This window comes from Clostridium sp., assembly GCF_036569345.1.
Lineage (GTDB): Bacteria > Bacillota > Clostridia > Clostridiales > Clostridiaceae > Clostridium_AD.
The window spans coordinates 51,307-70,416 of the sequence record NZ_DATCQT010000090.1 but is presented as its reverse complement, the minus strand read 5'-3'; the positions used below and the strand labels follow the sequence as shown (position 1 = coordinate 70,416).

Here is a 19,110-nt window from a genome sequence, read left to right as displayed (position 1 = left end):
ATACCTGATAAATTCCATACAACCTTTCATCTATGGGAAGATGGGGTCAAAGATTACATGTTAACAGACGTAGTAGAGATTCACTTCATAGAGATGGAGAAATTTAGAAAGTTAAGAAATAAGAACTTAAAAGAAGATAAGTTACAAAGATGGTTATCCTTTTTTAGAGAAGATATTAGCAAACAAAAGTTGTCAGCTCCGCTTCCAATTTTTGTAACGACCTCGGAGGAAGAGCAAGGATTTACCAAAAGGGTAAATGCGAAGGGATATGCGAAAGCAAGGCGAAGATGGGACATCTGATGCGGATTAAGCAGATGAGAAGTTGGGTTGGAGAATTGAGAAATTTGGTAAAAGAGAAACAAAAAACTTGGCGATAGCCAGTGATGAGAGCTACTGAAATTTATAGAAATATAATTTCAGTAGTTTTTTTGTCGTGAAGTTTAGGTTTCACGTCGTTTATAGAATATTCATTATAGTGTTTAAGTAAATAGAAAATTTCAAAAAATATTTACATAGCACAAAGCAATTGAGGTATAATAATAGTAAGTAATGAGAATTAATTAAAGAATTTTATAAAATAATAATTAATTATAATGTAAGAAATATTGAAGAATTTTAGAGGTGATTAGAGTGAATGAGAAAGTATTAGAATTTACAATTTTTTGCGTAGAAAGTCTAGCAGAAAAATTAAATATAGGTGCAAAAAAAACTTATAAATTACTTAAGTTTGATACAGATGTTTTAGATCATTATATTATACCTTGCTATGAAGCATTACATTCTCAAAGTAAACATTATATCGTAGAAGATTTGATAGAAGTGCTAAAAGAAAAGGGCGTTTTAATATGATATTATATCATGGATCTTATTGCCACATAGATAAACCTCATATAAGTTTTTCAAGGGAGGATTTGGACTTTGGAAAAGGATTTTATGTAACAGTAATCCAAGAACAAGCCATTAACTGGACAAATAGATTTAAAAGAAGAGGGCATAAAGCATATTTGAATAGCTATAGCCTGCGTTTAGAAGATATAAATAATAGATATAAGGTTAAAGAATTTTTGAGTTATGATATGGAATGGTTAGATTTTATTTTAGATTCTAGAAATGGTAGTAAAGATTATTTAAAATATGATGTAATTGTAGGTGGCATAGCTGATGATAAAGTTTATAATACAATTGAGTTATATCAGGATAACTTAATTAATAAAGAAGAGGCTCTTAAAAGATTGAAATACTGCAAACCCAATCATCAAATGTGTATAGTTAATCAAGAAGTCATTGATAAATATTTAAAATATGAAGACAGTAAGGAAGTGTAAAGATGGAGGCAAACAAAATCTTATTACAATCTTTATATAAGAAAATAATACTTGAATTTTCCATTCGAACAGGCAAAGATTTAGAGGAGAGTATGAATTATTTTTATACTTCACAAATATATGAGTTAATTAGTGAGGGTGTAAGTGACTTGCATTGCAGAGGTGCTAAGTATTTGGCAGAGGAACTAATGTTAGAAGATGGATTTATTGAGCATAAAGGGTTTTTAAAGTAGCAAGGTGAAGATGGGACATCTGATGCGGATTAAAGGAAAAGAAGTAGGGTTGGAGAGTTGAGAAATTTTTGATGAAAAGAGAGACAAAAAAACTTGGCGGCAGCCTTACCACTTTCATCATTATCAGGCAGAATTACTATATTAGAATCGGTTAGTGAAGCAATATAATCTGCACTATAAGCGGAGAAACCCCTAGCTCCAAAAGCAGTGGTAGTTCCGAATTGTCCTAACTTGAAAATCTCGTCTGCGTATTTCTCTTCTTCTACAAAGAAAATAGTCTTAGCATTTTTAATGCCCTCTAAAACCGACCGTAGTTTATAAATAACATGTCTTGTACCCTTTATTCCCAAGCTATAATCACTATTATCTTTAGTATAAGCCATGAAATCCTTCTTTCTTTTGCCATTATCCAACCACTCTCGTCTACAGATCTTATATAATATATTTCCAAGTTCATCCTCATAATAATAATTAGCTGTTGTTTCCTTTTGATAATTAAGATTTTGTTTCGGCTGAAAGTCACCTTTTGTAGAAGTTTCAGGGTCTTCTGTTTCAATTTCGATATTATATTTTGCACTTAAAAATTTCATTCCATTGTGGAATCCCTCTATTCCTTCTTTATACTGGACTGCACTTAAAATATCACCTTTAGCTCCACAACTAAAGCAGTTCCAATACCTTCCGCTGCTCCCAGGCACAATTGCTGCACTTGGATCTTCATCCTTATTATTATGTGCACTTTTATTAAAACAAGTAAATTTCCTATTCTTATTTTTGCTGCTATGTTCCATTACATATTCTTTTAAATGGTCGTGTATTTCACTAATACATCTTTGCGTAATTTTGATTCCCATAAAAAACCCCCTAATTACTTTTGTTCGGCTTAGATCACTAAGCATTATCTCTAGAATAAATCCCTGAAAAATAATAAAAATTGTGTTTGTATTACACTTCCAGTAAACATATATGACCTTGTGCTGGAGATTTGCAGCAAAATTATTAAATTATTAGGTCAAATTTCTAATAATAGTAATCTTGTAAATAAATATGAGATATGTAATTAGCTTAATTCATTGATTTATAAGGCTTTATCAGTAATTCACTTATTGAATTACAAATTTATCGTGGGGGGTATTCACTCTAGTAGAGTTTTAAAAGTTTGAAATTCATTTATAAAGACATTTTTGTACTTATATTAATAAAGTATTTTTGTATTTTTGTAATATATATATATATTTATGTTTCAATGTAGATATCTTAAGGGTTTGTGTGAATTACAAGAGGTGGTAATAAATTGAAAAAGATTGTAATGGAACGGTAGCAAGGAGGAAACCACAAAATATTAATGTATATATTTTATGGTTTTTGGGGCGTGAAGGGCGGGTTTCATGACATTGTTTTAATGGTTATAAGTAGTGTAAATGAAAAATTAATGTGATATCTATAAATCATAAAGTTATGATATTACAGTAGAATAAAGTATAAGAAAGACAAATGAATCTTTAAGTTATATTGGCAAGATGTAAATTATTATAGGTTGATAAAGAAGTTTGAAGATGTTATAATTAATTCACTTGAAAATTAAAATAGTGGTGGTGATTTAGAATGGATAATGAAACAAAGAAAATGTTCGAAATGTTGATGAAGAAATTAGATATTATAGAAGAAAGTCAAAAGGGCATGGACGAAAGACAAAAAAATATGGAAATAAGGCAGGATGAAATATTTTCTGTTGTAAATGCTATTGAACATAGTAATGCTACGCATAAAGCAGAGATTGATAATATTACTTATAAAGTTGCACATACAGAGGGAACAATTAATAAGATAGGCAATGTAATTAATGAAAGCAGAGCCGTAAAATAGATCATTACAAGTTATTAGCGATACGAACCCTAGTCTGCCAAGGATACCCGGTGGTCGTGAACGTGGGGTGAACGACCAACGCGGAAGCTAGGCGAAGATGGAATATCTGATGCGGATTAAGCAGATGAGAAGTTTGGTAAAAGAGAGACAAAAAACTTGGTGATAGCCAGAAGAGAGAACTACAGAAATTTATAGAAATATAATTTCAGTGTTTTTTTTGTGGTGAAGTTTAGGTTTCACGTCGTTTATAGAATATTCATTATAGGGATTTTGTAAAAAAATAATGTATTATTAAAACATCGTATTACTTATAGTTATTAATAGACCCTTTAAATTCAAAATAGAAAAGGTTAAAGGGTGTTTACTTTTATCAAGTATACGTTATAATATAAGTATGAATTGGTGAGAGGGTATCACCAAGTAAAACAAAAAAAATCCCAATTGATGGAAAGGATGTCTTATAGGCATCCTTTTTTCTGTTAGCAAAGCGAAGGTGGGATATCTGATGCGAATTTAAGGTAAAGAGGTTGGGATGAAAAGTTGAGTGAAAAGAATAGATACAAAAGAAATGGCAATAGTCAGCTAGGAAAGCTACTGAAATGTATAGAATTATACTTCGGTGGCTTTTTTATTAAATAAAATTTGGTGATATTTTATATTTGGGTTAGACTTATAATTTTACGTCAATAATTTATAAAGAATTATAAAAAAGGAGAAAAAATTATGGTCACACCTAAAAGAGAATGGTTTCCAGGAGTAAGTTACCATATAACATCGCGAGGAAATCATAGAAACGATATATTTAGAGACGAAGCTGATTTTGGTATGTATTTAATATTAATGAAAGAATGCTTAAAATATTATGAGAAATATAACTATAAATTAATATGTTATTGCTTGATGACAAACCATGTTCATTTATTAATACAGGCTAATGATAAAGAGGTTTCTGATTTAATAAGAAGATTACATTCTATGTATTCGCGTTACTTTAATAAAAAATATAAATATATAGGGCATTTATGGCAGGATAAATATTTTCCGGAATTAATTAAAGATGATAAACAAATGTTAACGACAAGTAGATATATTCATTTAAACCCATTTAGAGCAAAGATGGTAAAAATGCCCGAAGAGTATGAATGGTCTAGTTATAAAATATATATTGGTGAGGAAAAGGATAAACTTATTTCATCAGAAACAATCTTATTATATTTTAAAGAAGATAATAAACATAAGTTATATAGGGACTTTGTAGAAAGCGATATTAAAATAAAGATTGATGAGATACAAGGAGGTAGTGTAAATGGCAGCAGTAGTTAATGGATTTGCTATTAGCGGAATAGATGGGTATGTTGTAAAAATTGAGACGGACACTATATATGGTCAGCCGTCTGTATCAATTGTTGGACTTGGAGACGCCTCTGTAAAAGAAGCAAAGGAGAGACTAGAAGCTGCTATTATTCATGTTAAATATGAGTTTCCAAGAATGAAGATTGTTATAAATCTTTCACCAGGAGATATCAAAAAGAGTGGATCACACTTTGATTTAGCTATGGCAATAGGGCTATTAATACAATCAAAACAAATTAATGTAGAAGCAATTGAGAGTTTTGGTTTTATTGGTGAACTCTCTTTAAATGCAGATATAAGGGCATGTTCGGGAATCCTACCTATGACAATAGAAGCTAAGAAAAGGGGAATTACTAATTTAGTTGTTCCAAAGGAAAATATACGTGAGGCATCTTTAGTAAAAGGTATAAATATTTTCGGATTTGAAAAGCTTACAGAAGTAATTTCTTTTTTGGAAGGGGTAAGTCCTTATAGTTCTTTAGAAGATTTTAAATGCAATCATGTAATACAGAATCCATACTTATTTGATTTTCAGGATGTCCAAGGCCAAGATGCTATTATAGAATTTATTGTGGCAACTGCAGCAGGTGGACATAATTTGATTATGTCTGGAGCTCCTGGGTGTGGCAAATCAATGATAGCTAAAAGGATACCATCAATTCTACCGTCAATGACGGAAAGCGAAGCTTTGGAAGTAACAAAAATATATAGCGTGTCAGGGGTATTAAAAAATAAGGGCACATTAATAACAGAGAGACCTTTTAGAGCACCACATCATAATGCTTCAATGAACTCTCTTGTAGGTGGAGGAAACAATGCTATGCCCGGGGAGATTTCGCTTGCGCATAACGGTGTATTATTTTTAGACGAAATTGCAGAGTTTAATAAAAAAACTTTAGATGCTTTAAGGCAACCTATGGAAGACAATAATGTAACTATCGCTAGAGTTAAATATACCAATGTTTATCCCGCAAGTTTCATGCTTATAGCTGCTATGAATCCTTGTTCTTGTGGTTATTATGGACAACAAAGATGCCATTGTACGGACTATGAAGTTTTAAAATATAGGCAGAAAATATCAGGGCCAATGCTCGATAGAATAGATATTCAAAAATATGTTTTACCCGTAGATTTCATACAGCTTTCTGATAATTCTAAAGGAATTAGTTCGAGTGAACTAAGACAAAAGGTGGAATTTGCTAGAAATATACAAAGAGAAAGATATAGAAATGTTGAGGGCATAAATTCAAATGCAGAAATGACACCCTCTTTAATTAAAGACTTTTGTATATTAGAGGACGATAGCAAAAAACTTCTACAAATGGCTTTTGATAGATTTAATTATAGTGCAAGGACTTTTCATAAATTCTTAAAAGTAGCGAGGACCTTTGCAGATATGGATGGTGAAGCGAATTTAAGCAAACGTCATATTGCAAAAGCCTTAATGTGTAGAGATTTGGACAAGGAACGAGTGAATATGGTGGTGATATAGAGTGGTCACATATAATAATAGCACCATATATTGGTTATGGCTATCACAACTTAATGGTATAGGTCCTGTAATAGCAAAAGCATTATTGAATGTTTTTGAAACTCCTTTAAATATTTACAAAGCTACTAAATCTGAACTTGTAATCATAAGTGGGATAGGAAAGGCAACTGCGGATATAATCTATAATTCTAAGTCTTTAGCAAACGCAGAAAAAGTTCTAAAAGAATGTAATAAATTAAATATAAACATACTAACATATGGAGATTCTTTATATCCAATTGAAGTAAAGGATATTAAGAAAGCACCAGTTATTTTATATTATAAAGGAAACATTATAAAAGATAGTGTTGGAATATCTATTGTTGGAAGTCGTAGATGTACTGATTATGGCAAAAGAATAACAGTGGATGCGGCTGAGTTTTTAGCAAAAAATAACATACCAATTATTAGTGGTATGGCAAAGGGTATAGATGGGTATGCTCATACAGCTTGCCTAAAAGCAGGTGGATATACTGTTGCTATATTAGGTTGTGGTCTTGATATATGTTATCCAAAAGAACATATAGAACTTATGCAGAGAATTATAGAAAAAGGGGCGGTTGTTTCAGAGTACCCACCAGGAACAAAACCAGAGGCTAATCATTTCCCAATGAGAAATAGACTAATAAGTGCTTGGAGCACAAAACTTTTAGTGGTGGAAGCAGGGGAAAAAAGTGGATCCCTTTTGACTGCAGCATACGCAAAGGAGCAAAATAGACAAGTGTTTGCGGCTCCGAATAGTATTTATAGCAGAGAAAGTGTAGGCACAAATAAATTAATTGACGAAGGGGCTAAAATATATTTAAAACCCTCTCAATTATTGGTTGATTGTATGTTAAAGACCAGGGTAGATAACAAAAAAGAAAATACAGTATCGACAGATGATGATTTAACATTGCTAGAAAAAATTATACTTATCCAAATAGAAGAAAAACCTATGTCTTTAGGTGAAATGTTACTTGTTATTCAAGAGGATAAGTCCGATATTTTAGAAACTATATCAATAATGGAGTTAAAAGGTGTAATAACAAATGTGGGTGGTATGTTAGGAATGCGAAGTTAGGTGAAGATGGTACAGCTGATGCGCTTTCAGTCATATCCTGGCGCCTCGATGTTTGTATAATAAGGTCAAATATGGTAAAATTATTTGAATGATGTGGAAAAATAGAAACAAAAAGTTAGAGGTAGCATATGTATTTGAAGGAAGAAGATATGACGTAGGTGATAAATTAGGGTTTCTAGAAGCCACAGTAGAGTTTGCTTTAAAAAGAGATGATTTAAAAGTACCATTTATGAAGTATCTTCAGACTTTAAAATATAATGAAAACTTTAGTGGCATATATGATGAAGTAGCGTGTAGTAGTGAAAATATAATGATTCAGTGTAGGAGGGGGATATTATGAATATAAAGATTCTATTAGCACAGATTTCGGCTATATCAAAAAAGTATGATTTGATTTATCAAAAGACCGGAGGATACTTTAATATATTTGATATAGCTAATATTGAATCGGATGAAGTAATAATTTGTAGAATAATTTATGAACTGCTCAATCCTAAAGGAAGGAATTTGATGAGGAATATTTGAAATTATATGGTGAATCTACATTCTCTTCATTTGTTGAATCATCTGTTAATAGTATAAAGAACATGTTGGCTAGAGTATAAGTTAAAGTTGATAGGGTATATTTAGTATTATTTTCTAGAATGACGTTATTTGTTGAAATATAGCAGAAAATAGAATACGATAGTTTAAATAGAATTATTACTTAGTGATATAATTATTTTAAGGAGATGAGGAAATACATTTTATAGTTGGACAAATTGAATGAAACAAGTATCTCATTGTTCCTTTAAAGATTTGTATGGTAGGTGTAAACGGTTAATCAACAAGAATATTAGTAATTTAGGCGGAAACGGAATATGAAAAAAATAATTAGAATCTTTATATTATATAGATAATATAATTTTAAAGGGGGGCAATCATGAAAGACTTTTTTTTATTTTTCCCAATATTGATAATAGCTTGGTTAGGATATGCAACAAAACATATTTCTGAAATTGTTACAGAAAAATGCGCTTTGGTATTGTCGCATAACTTAATTAAAGAAGGAAAATAACTTTTAAGGTGACGAGCCAGCCACCTAATAAAAGGAATCAGAGAATGTAGCTAGGTGAGGATGAACTACTGAAATTTATTTTTAGTAGTTTATTTGTCGTGAAGTTTAGGTTTCATGACATTATTCTAATGGCTAAAGCGTAGTATAAATGAATATTCGGAACAACCTGTTGATTTTTTCTTTTTATTTGAAATTAGTAAAGTACATATATTGATGTAGTTAACTGATTTTAAATTAAATAGATTATAATACCTAATTAATACTTATTAGATTACTAATTATATTATCTGAGATAGAATAAATAATATCAATATCGTATTTCCTACCTAATTTGGGTACCCAATATCTACCATGAGCTAACCAATTTCGATAATTTAAAGCACTTTTGTAGTCGTTTATGATATGTTTTAACTCTGGATAAGAGTCCATCCAGGCTTTTAGGATGCCTTCATCGAGTGGAGGTTTACCGCCTTTTTCTTTATATATATCTCTGAATTTTCTGCTTACCGTATCCTTCTTTTTCTCATAAACTCGGCTTTGATAATCTATTCTTAATTTTGCTTCTACTGCAGATAATAAGCTTAAACAAGTGACATTTTCTAATTCTTCATAAGCATAATTGAAATAATCATTTATCTCTTCAGATGATGAACCTAAAAATTCTTCTGATAAGCTAATATTGGAACTCAAATTTGATACTATTTTATTCTTATATTGATATATAGCCTGTTTATATATATTAAACAAATTAATAATATCACCGATACCTTGACTGCCTCTTGAATCTAATACTTTAGATATCATTCTATTATGCTCAACAGAGCGTCTGAAAAGGAATCACTATTTAATGTTAAAAACTTTATATTTGGAAGTGGTGTAGATATCTTCCAAACCAATTTTTCTTTAGTTGTATCTTCAGTCTTTATAGGTGTTTCATTCCCTACTGTAACGGTAATTTTAAATCCTTTTGAACTTTCACCCACTAACAAAAATTTTGTTACTCCATTTTTTCCATTCATGTCTATTCTTCCACGGGCTCCAACTAATAAAGTGCCAATCGGTTCAAAAAATACTTTTTCATTTGAAATATAAATGTACATAGCGTCTATATCATATTTTCCAATATGGTCTTCTTGCAAAGTAATATTTTTAAATTCTATTCGAACTTGATTTTTATCTATAAATGGTTTAAGCCATTCTTTTACATCAGAATAAAAATGGTCTACTGACTGTAACCAAAATTTTTTTTGGACTTCCCAATCTATGCTATTTTCTTTAGATTCTTTTTCTGTATTCTTATTCAAAAAATCCTGTAGATTTTTACTGCTCATATATATCCTCCTGTATGTTTCGGTTTAATATAACTATTATAATGTTTAACTACTTCATATAAAATTATAACATATTTTATTGTATGAAGGGTAATACAAGTATATAAATAGCTAAATAGGTGTTTATATCAATTTGTTTTATTATATCTAGCTCTATGGCAAGGCGAAGATGGGACATCTGATGCGAATTAAGCAGATGAGAAGTTTGGTTGGAGAGTTGAAAAATTTGGTAAAAGAGAGATGAAAAAACTTGGCGATAGCCAGGGTATGGAACTACTTAAATATATGCAATAATATATTTAAGTAGTTTTTTCGTCGTGAAGCTAAGGTTTCATGACATTGATAAAAATCCATTGTTACGTTTAGGTAAATAGTGAATAAGTTAAAAAACAGGATGTGTATTTTGTTGGCACAGATTTCAGAGGGTGTAACTTTACTCCATATTATAGCTCGTGGTAATCATAGAAATGACATATTTAGAGACGAAGAAGATTTTCAAGTTTACAGAGAGACCGTTCAGATCACCACATCACAATGCTTCTATGAATTCACTTGTAGGTGGAGGTAATAATGCTATGCCCGGGGAGATTTCGCTTGCGCATAACGGTGTATTATTTTTAGACGAAATCGCAGGGTTTAATAAGAAAACTTTAGATGCTTTAAGGCAGCCTGTGGAAGACAATAATGTAACTATTGCTAGAGTTAAACATGCCAATGTTTATCCATCAAGTTTCATGCTTATAGCTGCTATGAATCCTTGTTCTTGTGGTTATTATGGTCAACAAAGATGCCATTGTACGGATTACGAGGTTTTAAAATATAGGCAGAAAATATCAGGGACAATGCTCGATATAAGTGGACATACAGAGAAATTATAATGGATAGAAAATTACAATTAATGTATTGCGAGGTATTAAATATTAAAATTATAATATAATTGTATTAAAGGTAAGAAATAAAATTTTTTATAAATATTGTATTGACAAATAAAACTTCGCGTATTATCATAAAATTATAATAGAGAAAATAAAACTTCGTCAAGCTTGATTGTAGAAAATAAATATTTTTAATAAAGATCAATTTAGTCCTTTGTTAGGATAAGTATAAGAAGGGTGGATAATATGGGTAAGTGGTTGGATGAGTTGAGGTCAAAAACAGTAATTGTTACAGGTGGTGCATCAGGAATAGGTAAAGAAATAGCACAAGAATTTTTAGAAAATGGCGCAAATGTAGTTGTGAGTGATATGAGTTCCAAGGAACTTCAGTTTGACAAAAATGGTGATAATGGCAAAATGATATATATAAACACAGACGTGACAAGTTTAGATAGTGTTAATAAAATGGTACTTAAGGCAAAGAAAATTTTTGGTAAAATTGATATTTTAGTAAACAATGCTGGAATAAATATTCCAAGATTGTTAGTAGATGATAAAGAACCGTATGGGAAATATGAGCTAGATGAAAGTACTTTTGATAAAATTGTAAACGTTAACCAAAAGGGTGTATTTTTTTGTGCTCAAGCTGTCGCACGAGAAATGATTAAAGAGGGTTCTGGTGTAATAATAAATATGTCATCTGAATGTGGACTTGAAGGATCAGAAGGACAAAGTGCTTATGCGGCAACGAAAAATGCTGTTAATTCATTTACAAGATCTTGGGCAAAAGAATTAGGTAAAAAAGGTATTAGAGTTGTTGGGGTAGCACCAGGTATTTTAGAAGCAACTGGATTAAGAACCATTGAATATGAAACAGCGTTATCTTATACTCGTAATATTACTATAGATGACTTAAGAAAAGGATATATTAATAGTTCTATTACTCCTATTGGAAGACCTGGGAAATTAAGCGAAGTTGCAGATCTGGTTTGCTACCTGGCGTCCGATAGAGCCAGCTATATTCATGGAGTAACTTATAATATAGCTGGTGGAAAAACAAGAGGATAAGGAGGGTTACATGAGGTGAGTTTTCCATAAAGTTATGGGTTGAGTGTGAGTTATAAAAGACAATTAATGAAGGAAGTGGATTTAACTTGAAAACTAAAGCGTTAAGATTATATGGAAAAAAAGATTTGAGATTAGAGGAATTTGAATTGCCTGAAATGAAAGATGATGAAATAATTGCGGAAATAGTGAGTGATAGTTTATGTATGTCAAGTTATAAAGCTACAGTGCAAGGAGAAAATCATAAAAAGGTACCGGACGATGTATGGGAAAATCCAGTAATCGTTGGACATGAGTTTTGTGGGAAAATCCTAAAGGTTGGTAACAAGTGGAGAGAAAAATATAAAGAAGGAGATAAATTTGTAATTCAACCAAATTTAGGTTTAGAAGGAGGATTAGCTCCTGGGTATTCCTATAATTATATAGGAGGAGATGCCACTATAATCTTAATTCCAAACGTTGTTATGGAAAAGGATTGTTTGCTAGCCTATAGTGGTGAGTCATATTTTGAAGGCTCCTTAGTAGAACCAATGTCTTGTGTCATAGGAGCATTTAATGCGAACTATCATATGGTATCTGGTGGTGGATATGAACATGAAATGGGTATACGTGAAGGTGGAAACTTGGCTTTATTGGGAGCAACCGGACCAATGGGATTTTTAGCTATAGATTTTGCGCTACACGGTCCTAAAAGGCCTAAGCTTCTTGTAGTTACAGGACGTACACAACAAAAGATAGATTTCGCACGTGAATTATATACAGAACAAGAGGCAAAGAAACAAGGAATTACACTTAAGTACGTTAATACTAAAGGTCTGAGTGATGATGCAGGTTATTTGCGAGGGCTAACTGAAGGGGACAAAGGATTTGACGATGTATTTATTCTCGCTCCAGTAAAATCATTAGTTGAATCAGGAACATCTATTTTAGCATATGATGGTTGTTTAAATTTCTTTGCTGGTCCACAGGATAAGAATTTCTCAGCTGAATTTAATTTCTATAATGTTCATTATAATGCAATCCATGTAGTTGGTACCAGTGGAGGAAATACAGATGACATGAGACAAGCGCTAAGATTGATTGAAGGTAAGAAGATTAATGTTGCAAAGATTGCAACACATATTCTTGGCCTGGATGATGCAGTTAAAATTACATTAAGCCTTCCTAACATAGAAGGTGGTAAGAAGATAGTGTATACTCACAAATGCCTAAAGTTAACAGCAATTAATGATATGAAAAATGCTAGTGATAATGATTTACTTAAGGAGCTGGGTAAAATAGTAGAGAAACATGATGGACTATGGAATGCAGAAGCAGAAGACTATTTGATTAAGTATGCTCCAGAGGTGTAAATAAGAAAATATTGAGTTACTATTTAATCATATGACTCAATGTAATAATAAAACTATCTAATGACGAAAATTAAGGGGCTATTGGAATTGAAAAATAATGGGAAAAGTGCATTACATCAAATTTTAGTAATTTATGAAAATCTATTCGAAGCAGAAAAAAAAGTTGCTGATTATGTTTTAAATAATCAAGAAAAGGTTATAGATATGACAGTTTCTGAGCTGTCCTTCCAAAGTAACGTTAGCGAGGCTACAATAATAAGGTTTTGCAAAAAAAGTGACTTCAAGGGATTTCATCACATGAAAATACAACTTGCTAAGGAGATTGTAAATTCAGAAGACAAAAATATATCTAATGATTTGGATATAAATAACATAGGACAGTCTCTTCAGAATATATTGGCCAACAAAATTGAAGAGCTAAGGCAAACTATATCAATGATGAATGAAGATACACTAAAAAAAATATTAGATGCAATTAAGAATGCTAGAATAGTTCAGTTTGCAGCATTAGGAAATTCCATACCTATAACTTTAGATGGAGCATATAAATTCAATCAGATAGGTATAGCATCTGTATCAAGTACCATATGGGAAAATCAACTTGCTTTTGTATATACCTTAACTGAAAAAGATGTTGTAATTGCGGTATCTAATTCAGGTTCTTCGAAGAGGCTATTAACTTTAATTGATGTTGCAAATGGGAAACAGGCCACTACAATTTGTATTACTAGTCATGAAAAGTCTCCATTGGCCAATAAATGTAAATATCAAATAAATACAGCAGTAAGAGAAAAATTATTCTTCGATGAATTCAGTTTTACAAGAATACCTTCTATGGTTGTTATAGAAACTCTATTTTTATTATTGGCTGTAGAAAAACGGGATGCTTATAGTTGGATTAGTGAGCATGAAGAATCTATGGCCGATGATAAAGTTTAAGGAAACAATTTAATTTACATTAGTTTGGAATCAAATAATAATTAAGAGGTTAAAATTAAATGGGGGGGTGGGAATATGATTAATGAAACTGAATATGTCTTGGAAATGAACAATATAACTAAAGTTTTTTCAGGAGCTAAAGTGCTAGATAATGTAACAATTAAAGTGAAAAAGGGCTCTGTACATACTCTAATGGGGGAAAATGGAGCAGGCAAGTCAACATTAATGAAAATATTAAATGGTATGTATAAACCGGATGGTGGAGAAATCATTTTAAATGGGGATAAGGTGATTATTAACAATACAAAAGAAGCACTTAAAAATGGGATATCAATGATTCATCAAGAACTAAATTTCATTCCAGAAATGACTATTGCAGAAAATATGTTTATTGGTCGCGAGCCTACAAAACATTTTCAAATCATAAACAACAAGGAAATTAAAGAACAAACAATTTATTATCTAAATACTATTGGTGTTAAGATGAATCCTAATATTAAACTTTCAAAGTTAAGTGTGGCAGAAGCGCAAATGGTGGAAATTGCAAAAGCAATATCATTTAATTCAAATATAATTATTATGGATGAGCCTACCTCTGCAATCACCGCCAGGGAAACTGAAAAGCTTTTCATACTAATTAATGAGCTGAAAAAGAAAGGCAAGAGTATAATATATATTTCTCATAAAATGGAAGAGATCTTTAAAATTTCAGATTATATCACAGTACTAAGAGATGGTAAGCATATTGAAACAAGCACTGCCGGAGAACTTAATAATCAAAAATTAATATCACTTATGGTAGGAAGAGAATTAAAGGATGTCTTTATGAAAAAAAGTACTAAAGTAGGTGAAGTTGCATTAGAAGTCAAAAATTTTAGTAAAGAAGCTAAATTTAAAAATATTAATTTTAAAGTTCAAAAGGGAGAAATTTTGGGCATTGCTGGACTTATGGGAGCTGGCAGAACCGAAATAGTAGAAGCTATATTTGGTGTCAATAAGGCTGATTCGGGAGAGATACTTCTTAAAGGTAAATCAGTAGTTATTAATAAGCCGAGGGATGCAATAAAGTTAGGACTTGCTTTTGTTTCTGAAGATAGAAGCTTGAAAGGGTTAAATTTAAAATTTAGCGTTAAAGAAAATATAACATTGGTTAATCTTAAGAAGTATTGTCTATGGAATAACATAATAGATGGTTCAAAAGAGAAGGAAGTTGCTAAGGATTTAGTTAAGAGGTTTAATATTAAAACTCATTCATTGAATCAAAGTGTAAATAATTTAAGTGGGGGTAATCAACAAAAAGTTGTGATGGCAAAGTGGATTTCTGGTAACCCCGATGTAATAATCCTTGATGAACCAACAAGAGGGATAGATATAGGAGCTAAATCTGAAATTTACAGTATAATGAGTCAATTAGCAAGTGAAGGAAAAGCAATAATAATGATTTCTTCAGAAATGCCTGAAGTAATTGGAATGAGTGATAGGGTCATAGTTCTATATGAAGGTGAAATTACCGGTGAATTTAGGAGAGATGAAATTAGTCAAGAGAAAATAATGGCTTGTGCAGCTGGTCATAAAAAGGGGGAAGTTGTTTAATGAAAGCGGTTTTAGATAAAAAGGAAACAGTTAGTTTTATTGATAATGTAAAGGGATATCTATTGGAATATGGAATATATATAGTTTTTATATTGCTATGTATAATACTTACTTTAGCTAATGAAAACTTCTTGACAGTTGACAATGTTATGAATATATTAAGACAAATTTCAATAAATGGAATAATAGCTGTAGGAATGACTTTTATAATTATTACTGGTGGAATTGATCTTTCACCGGGTTCGGTTTTGGCATTTTCTTCAATAGTGGCTTGTGATTTCGCACATCCAGGGCAATATCCGTTAATTGTTTCAATAATTATTGGAGTTGGAATAGGGCTATTATGTGGTCTAGCTAATGGCTTCATAATAGCAAAAGGCAAGGTTGCTCCTTTCATAGTTACATTAGGTATGCTGACCACAGCAAGAGGGCTTACATTAGTGTATAAGTCTGGAAGGCCTGTAATTGACTTAAGTACTTCTTATAATAATATTGGTGGCGGATATATAATAGGTATACCGATACCGGTAATAATTCTTATAGTAGTAATAGTTTTAGCAAACTTTATACTGAAATATACAAGGTTTGGTCGTCATGTTTATGCAATTGGTGGGAATGAAGTTTCAGCCGAGGTATCAGGTTTAAATATAAATAAAATTAAAATTTTAGTATATGGATTAGCAGGAACTTTAACTGGATTAGCAGGAGTTATACTATCCTCAAGAGTTATGGCTGGTACAGTTGTTGCAGGACAAGGGTATGAATTAGATGCTATTGCGGCTGTAGTTATAGGTGGCACGAGTTTAAGTGGTGGTAAAGGATCAATCAAAGGTACTGTTATAGGTGCTTTAATTATAGGAGTTATGAATAATGGATTAGATTTGTTAAATGTGCCATCGTATTACCAACAAATTGTTAAAGGCGTCATAATAGTGGGGGCAGTATATTTTGATAAGAAAAATAATTCAAAAAATTAATTAGGAGTAAATACTTATTCCTAATTCAATTAATAAAAGATACTCAAATTTGAGTAAATTAAGGGGGAAATATTATGAATAAAAAAAGAGTTATCGGTACACTTCTAGCTTTATTGTTGGTGCTTGCGCCGTTGACAGGATGTGGAAAACAGAGTACTGCAACCTCTGGGAGTAACAATAAAAAGATTAAGATAGGTTTTATTAACACTAATTTAAGTAATGAATTCCAGGTTTACATGAAAAGTGCAGCTGAAGCAAAAGCAAAGGAGTTAGGAGTAGAGTTCGTTGGGTTGGACGGCCAGGGGGATGCAGCAAAACAAATATCTCAAGCAGAAAGCTTGATTTCTCAGAAAGTTGACGCAATAGTTATGGCTCCTACAGATTCCAATGCTTGTGCTCCAGTAGTCGACAAGGCAGTTGCAGCTAATATTCCAATTATTATAGTTAATTCACTAGTTTCAAACATTGACAAGGCAACGGCATATGTTGGATCAAATGATGTAGAAGCAGGAACTATAGAAATGAAATATGCTGCTGATTTATTAAAAGGTAAAGGTAACATAGTAATAATGCATGGACCAATGGGAAACTCTGCTGAAGTACAAAGAACACAAGGGATTAAACAAATACTTGCTAAAAACCCAAATATAAAATTATTGGCAGAGCAATCAGCTAATTGGGATAGAGCTCAAGGCATGGCATTAATGGAAAATTGGATTCAAGCAAAGCTAGATATTAATTGTGTTGTAGCACAAAACGATGAAATGGGCATAGGGGCATACAATGCTATTGAAGCAGCAGGTAAAAAAGATAAGATTAAAGTCATAGGCATAGATGCAATTCCGGATGCGTTAAAAGCTGTAGAAGATGGAAAATTCATAGCAACTGTTTTTCAAGATGCAAAGGGACAAGGGGCTAAAGCTATAGAGATAGCGAATCTGGTAGCTAGTGGAAAGACCGTACAAAAAAAATATTTTATACCATTCCAACTTGTAACAAAGGCTAATTTAGCAAATTTCAAGAAATAGGGTAAACACATTTAAACATCTTACAAGAAGTAGCTTCTAAGTATTTCTTGTAAGATAAAACTAGAAAAGTATTAAAATATTTATATTTAATAAATATAGCAGGTAGAGATTGAGTATGATGTGAATAAAAGGCGGGAGGATTTATTGTGGATGTTGATTGCTTTTATACTAGCGCTTTAAGTGAAAGTAAAAATAAGTCTAAAACTTATGAAAACAAATATATTATGACAGGGCTTGCTACAAATATAGATTATGTAACACATTTGAACAAAGAACATATAAAGGATAAATGCCTATATACAAGGTTTAATGAGGAAACAGTAATAAAAGATAAAAATGACTTTTACAGTGCTTTGTACAGTTATATAAGTACTGGACGAGGTGGAGAATTATTAGTGGAAAACAATGAAATTTGTGAGTGGATGAAAAATGAATTTCCGTGGGAATTTAAGATAGGGGGAACAGGAGCCCAAATATGTAATGCACTAAGTATGCTAAATAATAAAGTAATACTTCACAGCACCTATATGTCGGAAAAACTAAAAGCACTTCTTTTTGGAGAGAATATATATTTACCAAGTGGTAACAAAATACTAAAGTTGGATAAGTGCAATTATGAAAAAACTCCTTACGAACATTTTATATTCGAATTTGATGAATCATTAATAGTTGGAGACAAGGACAAAGAAATAAAATGTCCACGTGCTAATAGATTAATAATGCACTTAGATGAAAATCTAGAATTTAATAAAGACTTTCTAGAATTTGCCTTAGAAAATGCAAAATGTATAAGGGCTATTGTGTTATCTGGATTTAATATTATATCAAATAAGGAAAATTTACAGCAAAAATTAGATTATGTAAGTAAATGTATAAAACAAATAAAAGCATTAAATAATGATATATTTGTATATTTCGAAAATGGGGATACTAAAAATAAGGAATTAAAAGAGCTTATATTTTTTAGTGTACTGGATTTTGCTGATTGCATTGGAATGAATGAAAATGAATTTGAGGATTTACTTGCAAATAGAAATATGCAAGTAGATGTTAAGAATATTAATGATTTATTAGAAAAGGCCTTATATACGTATAATGAATTAAATTTTAAGGAATTAATTATACATACGGAAAATTTCTCTGTTGGAATAACTGGGAATAATCCTATTAAGGTAAGAGATTCACTATTTATGGGAAATCTTGTATCATGCAACAGGGCAAGAACAGGATGGTTTGGCGGATATGAAGAATTGAGGGATTGTATAAAAGAAATTCCTGCTAGTACCGAAGGAATTGAACAAATAGAGGGATTAATTAAAAAAGGAATAATTGATGAAAATTTAATATGCAAAATAAATGAATCTCAAGCAATTGCTGTGGCCCCTAGTAGAAAAGTATGTATGCCTGTTTGTACTGTAGGTTTAGGAGATTCATTCGTAGCGGGTTTTATATCTTTAAAATAAGTTTAAGTAATGCTATTGAACAAATAGATAAAACCAAAAATAACTAGCTAAATTAAGCT

The 19,110-nt window shown here is 31.3% G+C and carries 20 protein-coding genes and 2 pseudogenes; 19 read left to right on the top strand and 3 right to left on the bottom strand.

The window, feature by feature from the left end; genetic code table 11:
- The 4 genes from VIM70_RS09640 to VIM70_RS09625 form a co-directional block, all read left to right on the top strand.
- Positions 1-300 (top strand): PD-(D/E)XK nuclease family transposase (locus tag VIM70_RS09640; protein WP_331945542.1); only part of this gene is annotated, 300 nt, incomplete at its 5' end.
- A gap of 330 nt (positions 301-630) precedes the next feature.
- Positions 631-849 carry a DUF3791 domain-containing protein gene (locus VIM70_RS09635; protein WP_071614219.1) on the top strand — a complete coding sequence of 73 codons (219 nt, stop codon included), beginning with the start codon at positions 631-633 and terminating at the stop codon, positions 847-849.
- The gene (locus tag VIM70_RS09630) at positions 846-1,325 is read left to right on the top strand and encodes a DUF3990 domain-containing protein (RefSeq protein WP_331945541.1); all 480 of its coding nucleotides are present in this window, start codon (positions 846-848) and stop codon (positions 1,323-1,325) included. The genes VIM70_RS09635 and VIM70_RS09630 overlap by 4 nt, the downstream gene beginning before the upstream one ends.
- Positions 1,326-1,327: 2 nt before the next feature.
- Positions 1,328-1,558, top strand: a complete 231-nt coding sequence (locus tag VIM70_RS09625) for a hypothetical protein (RefSeq protein WP_331945540.1) — start codon at positions 1,328-1,330, stop codon at positions 1,556-1,558.
- A gap of 29 nt (positions 1,559-1,587) precedes the next feature.
- Here the strand turns inward: VIM70_RS09625 and VIM70_RS09620 are convergent, their stop codons facing one another.
- Positions 1,588-2,412 carry a hypothetical protein gene (locus tag VIM70_RS09620; RefSeq protein ID WP_331945539.1) on the bottom strand — a complete coding sequence of 275 codons (825 nt, stop codon included), beginning with the start codon at positions 2,410-2,412 and terminating at the stop codon, positions 1,588-1,590.
- A 751-nt stretch (positions 2,413-3,163) separates the two neighbouring features.
- Between VIM70_RS09620 and VIM70_RS09615 the strand changes: the two genes are divergently transcribed.
- The 7 genes and pseudogenes from VIM70_RS09615 to VIM70_RS09585 all read left to right on the top strand — a co-directional run bounded on the left by VIM70_RS09615 (position 3,164) and on the right by VIM70_RS09585 (position 8,428).
- Complete coding sequence (locus tag VIM70_RS09615; protein ID WP_331945538.1) at positions 3,164-3,424, top strand: M domain protein; 261 nt, start codon at positions 3,164-3,166, stop codon at positions 3,422-3,424.
- Positions 3,425-4,147: 723 nt separating this feature from the next.
- Positions 4,148-4,747 carry an REP-associated tyrosine transposase gene (locus VIM70_RS09610; protein WP_331945537.1) on the top strand — a complete coding sequence of 200 codons (600 nt, stop codon included), beginning with the start codon at positions 4,148-4,150 and terminating at the stop codon, positions 4,745-4,747.
- Complete coding sequence (locus VIM70_RS09605; protein ID WP_331945536.1) at positions 4,731-6,269, top strand: YifB family Mg chelatase-like AAA ATPase; 1,539 nt, start codon at positions 4,731-4,733, stop codon at positions 6,267-6,269. The genes VIM70_RS09610 and VIM70_RS09605 overlap by 17 nt, the downstream gene beginning before the upstream one ends.
- Before the next feature lies 1 nt (position 6,270).
- On the top strand, positions 6,271-7,371 hold the full coding sequence (gene dprA / locus VIM70_RS09600; RefSeq protein ID WP_331945535.1) for a DNA-processing protein DprA: 1,101 nt from the start codon (positions 6,271-6,273) through the stop codon (positions 7,369-7,371).
- A gap of 109 nt (positions 7,372-7,480) precedes the next feature.
- Positions 7,481-7,711 (top strand): annotated as a pseudogene (locus VIM70_RS09595) (hypothetical protein); the annotation flags it as partial.
- On the top strand, positions 7,708-7,896 hold the full coding sequence (locus tag VIM70_RS09590) for a hypothetical protein (protein ID WP_331945534.1): 189 nt from the start codon (positions 7,708-7,710) through the stop codon (positions 7,894-7,896). The pseudogene VIM70_RS09595 and the gene VIM70_RS09590, both read left to right, overlap by 4 nt.
- Before the next feature lie 397 nt (positions 7,897-8,293).
- On the top strand, positions 8,294-8,428 hold the full coding sequence (locus VIM70_RS09585; protein WP_331945533.1) for a hypothetical protein: 135 nt from the start codon (positions 8,294-8,296) through the stop codon (positions 8,426-8,428).
- Positions 8,429-8,680: 252 nt separating this feature from the next.
- Here the strand turns inward: VIM70_RS09585 and VIM70_RS09580 are convergent, their stop codons facing one another.
- Together VIM70_RS09580 and VIM70_RS09575 are read right to left on the bottom strand one after the other, a co-directional pair.
- Positions 8,681-9,232: a hypothetical protein gene (locus VIM70_RS09580; protein ID WP_331945532.1), complete on the bottom strand. Its 552-nt coding sequence runs from the start codon at positions 9,230-9,232 to the stop codon at positions 8,681-8,683.
- Positions 9,229-9,759: a hypothetical protein gene (locus VIM70_RS09575; protein ID WP_331945531.1), complete on the bottom strand. Its 531-nt coding sequence runs from the start codon at positions 9,757-9,759 to the stop codon at positions 9,229-9,231. The genes VIM70_RS09580 and VIM70_RS09575 overlap by 4 nt, the downstream gene beginning before the upstream one ends.
- Positions 9,760-10,262: 503 nt before the next feature.
- Here VIM70_RS09575 and VIM70_RS09570 point away from each other — a divergent pair.
- The 8 genes and pseudogenes from VIM70_RS09570 to VIM70_RS09535 all read left to right on the top strand — a co-directional run.
- Positions 10,263-10,610: pseudogene (locus VIM70_RS09570) on the top strand (ATP-binding protein); the annotation flags it as partial.
- A gap of 270 nt (positions 10,611-10,880) precedes the next feature.
- Positions 10,881-11,702 carry an SDR family oxidoreductase gene (locus VIM70_RS09565; RefSeq protein WP_331945530.1) on the top strand — a complete coding sequence of 274 codons (822 nt, stop codon included), beginning with the start codon at positions 10,881-10,883 and terminating at the stop codon, positions 11,700-11,702.
- Between the two features lie 86 nt (positions 11,703-11,788).
- A complete protein-coding gene (locus tag VIM70_RS09560; protein ID WP_331945529.1) occupies positions 11,789-13,051 on the top strand; it encodes a zinc-binding dehydrogenase in 1,263 nt (420 codons plus the stop codon).
- A gap of 60 nt (positions 13,052-13,111) precedes the next feature.
- Positions 13,112-13,990, top strand: a complete 879-nt coding sequence (locus VIM70_RS09555; protein WP_414648701.1) for a MurR/RpiR family transcriptional regulator — start codon at positions 13,112-13,114, stop codon at positions 13,988-13,990.
- Between the two features lie 75 nt (positions 13,991-14,065).
- Positions 14,066-15,583 (top strand): sugar ABC transporter ATP-binding protein, encoded by a 1,518-nt coding sequence (locus tag VIM70_RS09550; RefSeq protein WP_331945527.1) that lies wholly within the window; start codon positions 14,066-14,068, stop codon positions 15,581-15,583.
- Positions 15,583-16,560: an ABC transporter permease gene (locus VIM70_RS09545; RefSeq protein WP_331945526.1), complete on the top strand. Its 978-nt coding sequence runs from the start codon at positions 15,583-15,585 to the stop codon at positions 16,558-16,560. The genes VIM70_RS09550 and VIM70_RS09545 overlap by 1 nt, the downstream gene beginning before the upstream one ends.
- Positions 16,561-16,634: 74 nt before the next feature.
- Positions 16,635-17,588 (top strand): substrate-binding domain-containing protein, encoded by a 954-nt coding sequence (locus VIM70_RS09540; protein WP_331945525.1) that lies wholly within the window; start codon positions 16,635-16,637, stop codon positions 17,586-17,588.
- Between the two features lie 146 nt (positions 17,589-17,734).
- Positions 17,735-19,051: an ADP-dependent glucokinase/phosphofructokinase gene (locus tag VIM70_RS09535; protein ID WP_331945524.1), complete on the top strand. Its 1,317-nt coding sequence runs from the start codon at positions 17,735-17,737 to the stop codon at positions 19,049-19,051.
- Positions 19,052-19,110 lie beyond the last annotated feature (59 nt).